The sequence below is a fragment of the Albidovulum sp. genome (assembly GCF_049646345.1).
In the GTDB taxonomy this organism is placed as follows: domain Bacteria; phylum Pseudomonadota; class Alphaproteobacteria; order Rhodobacterales; family Rhodobacteraceae; genus Albidovulum.
The window spans coordinates 1-3,192 of sequence record NZ_JBARVQ010000840.1; the positions used below are offsets into that span (position 1 = coordinate 1).

Consider the following 3,192-nt stretch of genomic DNA (forward strand, 5'->3'; position numbering starts at 1 on the left):
TCGCAGTCCCCGCCCCAAGATCCACACTCACCCCAAATACACCGCCTGCGAAAACATCACGGTCGTAATAGGCCCAATCAAACCCTGACCCCCCGTCGAGGCTGTCATCCCCACGCCCGCCAATGATCGTGTCCTGCCCCCCGCGTCCGTCAAGCAGATCGTCGCCGGTCCCACCGTCGATCAGGTTCGCGGCACTATCCAGTCGGATGACATCATTCGCCAAGGATCCGATCACCCCTTCGATCGAGCTGTATCGCGGGGTCGGTCCCCCTGTATTCGACGGAAACTGCCAATCGATCGTCAGAGCCGTCCTGGTTCCGGTGTAATCGACGGTATCAAAGCCCGCACCGCCGTCGAACAGATCATGCCCGCCGCCGCTGACAAAGACATCGTCGCCTTCGAGCCCGACAAACAGCTCGTCCTCTGCGGTGCCCATCAGGGTTTCGCCCAGAACCGTGCCCTGATGCACCTTCTGAGGCACACCGATTGCCACCGGAAAGCGTGTGATGTTCAGAAGTCCCCACGTCGTGAAATCCTGCATCAGCAGCGAACGCCCGTCCGAAGTCAGGATTGTCAGGAACTCCTGTCCGTAGCGGATCGTCGCACCGCTCGCGGTTGGCGTTATGATCAGTTCATCGACATTGCGCAGATAGGACCAGTACGACAGGTCGATCCGGTCCTTGCCCCATTCGAAATCCATGATGACATCGTCGACCCCGTCCTCGATCAGCACGAATGTATCCGCACCGTTGCCCCCTTGCAGATGATCGCTGTCGATGCCGTCGCGCAGGATATCGGCACCGGCACCGCCTGAAAGCGTGGCATCGCCGTAAAGCTGGACGAGGATATCGTCCTTTGCCGTACCGGTCAGCGTTCCGACGGTGTCGCCACCGATCAGTGTGGCACCCTCATTGCTCAGATCGAAGCGGAACATCGTCATCCCCGCCTCCAGGCCCGAGGTGACGAAGACCTGCAATTCGTTGCCCACAGGAACGATCTTGATCGCCGAAGCATGGGCCAGCGACATCGCGGCCGTATCAGACAGGGTCTGGACATGCAGAAGCTGGCCGCCGGGCAGCAGCGTAAGCAGGGTCAGCCCGTCATCCGCCCCGGCCACAACTACATAGGTCCGCCCGCCCGTCGTGATCACATCCATGACCGAGACCGACTGGAACCGGGTGCCGAGATCATCGACAACATGGTCCACCGGGGTCAGAGTACCGTCGGGGTCGACGGCAAACACTGTCAGGCTGGAACTTTCAGCCGCCGCAACGATCAGATAGGTCACCCCGCCGACGCTGGCCACGGCCATATCCGTCACATCCTCAGTGGGGATCAGCTGATCGGTGCCGAGCGACTCCACCTCTGTGATCGTGCCGCCCGCACCCACCTCATAGCCGGTGATCCCGTCCTCGGTCGCCGATCCCACATAGACAAAGCTTTTTGCGCCCATCTGCACCGTGGCCATCGCCGTGATACCGTCGGCATAGCTGGCGGTCGTATCAGAGATGTCCGAAACATGGCTGAGCCCGCCAACGTTCGACGCCAGGAAGACCGAAAACCCAGCGCCATCCGCTGCCGCGGCGAACAGGTACCTCTCGGCCCCGACCGGAACCGAAACCAGTTCGACCTGATCGAAATAGTCGGCACCAAAGCTCAGGAACGCGGTTGTTGACGCCCCTGGCCCGTCGGCCAGAACCGCGCTGAGCGCCGAGGTAAGAACATTGCCCGAAAACGTACCCGCGGTCAGGGCGGTTCGCCCCGTCACGTGATCGTCCTGCCCCTGAAAAGTGCCGATTGCCCCGGCCGTGACCGTAAATTTCGTCGTCACGCCGAACCCGTAGTCGAGCACGTTCAGCCGGAAAGACGCACCCGAACCGCTGGTCACGATCTCGGACGCGCCGATGGGCAGAGCCATCGGCGCACCCAGATACGTTCCGGCATGCATCAGCTTCACGATGTGTTCCAGCCTTACCACCAAGGTCGGGCTGACTCTGCGCAGGAAACATTGACGTGGCGCTAACGGCGACAGTCCCGGCCTGCCCACTTGTCCGCAAATTGACGGCAAGGATTGCCACCGCAGTCGTGACAGGCCATGATCGCACCGCCTGACAGGGGAGTTTCATGCGCAAGTTTCTTGTGGTTCTTGACGACAGCCGCGAATGCCTTAACGCGATGCGATATTCCGCACTGCGCGCCGCTCATACCGGCGCGGGAGTGACGATTCTCTCGGTTATTCCGCCCGAGGAATTCCAGCACTGGATCGGGGTGGCCGATATCATGCGCGCCGAGGCCCGCGAGCGGATCGAAGCGCATTTCGAGGTTTTCGCCAAATGGATGCGCGATCGCCAGGGGATCGACCCTGAACTTGTGATCCGCGAAGGCGAGCCGATGGCCGAGATCTTTTCCCAGGTCAACGAAGATCCCGAAATCGGCGTTCTCGTCCTTGGGGCGGGCACTGAAAAGGGCGGGCCGGGGCCGCTCGTGACCCAGATGTCGAAAAACTCGGGCAGCCTGCCGATCCCGATCACGATCGTGCCGGGCGAGATGTCAAAGGAACGGCTGGAAGCCATCACCTGAACGCGGGATGCCGCGTCCCTGATCCGCGCGGCACGAGGGCGGTTACATGAACATTCTCGATCTCGGGGATATCCATCTGCATTGGCGCGAGGACGGCGATCCGTCCGGCGCGCCGGTTGTCTTCGCCAATTCGCTCGGCACCGATCTGCGCATGTGGGGCAATCTGATCCCGCTTCTGCCGCATGGCCTCAGGCTGATCCGCTATGACATACGCGGCCATGGCCTGTCAGCCTGCCCACCCGCCCCCTATGCGATGGGCACGCTTGTGCGCGATGCCGAACGGCTCTGCGACGCGCTTGACGTGAAGGATTGCCTCTTCGTCGGGCTTTCGGTCGGCGGGCTGATCGCGCAGGGACTGGCGGTCAAACGGCTGGATCTGGTCCGCGCCATGGTCCTGTCGAACACGGCCGCCAAGATCGGCACGGCACAGATGTGGGCCGACCGGATTGCAGCGATCGAGGCCTATGGGCTGGAGGCCATTGCCGACGACCTGATGGAGCGCTGGTTTTCAAAGCCGTTCCGTAGCTTGCCCGAAATGCAGGGGTATCGGGCGATGCTGACCCGTCAGCCTGTCGAAGGGTATTGCGGCGTGGCCGCTGCCATCTCGGGCAC

At 62.1% G+C, this 3,192-nt stretch carries 3 protein-coding genes; 2 read left to right on the plus strand and 1 reads right to left on the minus strand.

The annotated features are described in order from the left end of the window. On the minus strand, positions 1-1,948 hold a 1,948-nt coding region (locus WBB85_RS22060; protein WP_432640722.1), incomplete at its 3' end, for a beta-propeller fold lactonase family protein. A 176-nt stretch (positions 1,949-2,124) separates the two neighbouring features. On the opposite strand from WBB85_RS22060, the gene WBB85_RS22065 reads away from it, so the two are divergent. Both WBB85_RS22065 and WBB85_RS22070 read left to right on the plus strand, forming a co-directional pair. Continuing rightward, a complete protein-coding gene (locus tag WBB85_RS22065) occupies positions 2,125-2,580 on the plus strand; it encodes a universal stress protein (protein ID WP_432640720.1) in 456 nt (151 codons plus the stop codon). A 46-nt stretch (positions 2,581-2,626) separates the two neighbouring features. Further along, positions 2,627-3,192 (plus strand): alpha/beta fold hydrolase (locus WBB85_RS22070; protein ID WP_432640721.1); only part of this gene is annotated, 566 nt, incomplete at its 3' end.